Origin of the sequence: Leptospira haakeii (assembly GCF_002812045.1) — a bacterium.
Lineage (GTDB): Bacteria > Spirochaetota > Leptospiria > Leptospirales > Leptospiraceae > Leptospira_B > Leptospira_B haakeii.
The window spans coordinates 1-505 of record NZ_NPEG01000039.1; the positions used below are offsets into that span (position 1 = coordinate 1).

Below are 505 nucleotides of genomic sequence, written 5' to 3' on the forward strand. Positions count from 1 at the left end.
AGCATAATCGATACGACTTCTTCTTCTGGCACTTCTATACTATACCCATTTAATCCGAGAAATACGTACGTTGTCATGTAAGCGACACGTTTATTCCCATCAATGAACGGATGATTCTTGGCTATTCCTATACATAATGAAGCTGCTAAATCAAAAATACTTGAGGAAGAGTCATATACCCATTTATTCTTAGGGCGATCAAGAGCCGATTCCAGAAGCCCTTGGTCTCGGATCCCCTGAGATCCACCATGCTGTTTAACTTGATCTAAATGAATTGCTTCGACGATTTTCTTATTTAACCATCTAGGCTCTTTCTTCATTTAGCCAATTCTCTTAAAGCATTACGGTATTTTTTAGAGCCTTCTTGGTAAATGTCCATCGCCTCTTCAAAATCAGGATCATATGGAGACAGAAGAATGCCTGCTTCAGTTTCCAAAAGAAAGACAGTATCTCCTTCATGGAAATTATACTTTTCCAGAAGTACTTTAGGAATTGTAGCCCCAGC

The 505-nt window shown here is 39.0% G+C and carries 2 protein-coding genes; both read right to left on the reverse strand.

The window, feature by feature from the left end:
• Positions 1-320, reverse strand: a 320-nt coding sequence (locus CH377_RS19560) for a type II toxin-antitoxin system death-on-curing family toxin (RefSeq protein ID WP_100725403.1), incomplete at its 3' end; no start/stop codon positions are given.
• A partial coding sequence (locus tag CH377_RS19565; protein ID WP_244283721.1) for an AbrB/MazE/SpoVT family DNA-binding domain-containing protein occupies positions 317-505 on the reverse strand: 189 nt, incomplete at its 5' end. The genes CH377_RS19560 and CH377_RS19565, both read right to left, overlap by 4 nt.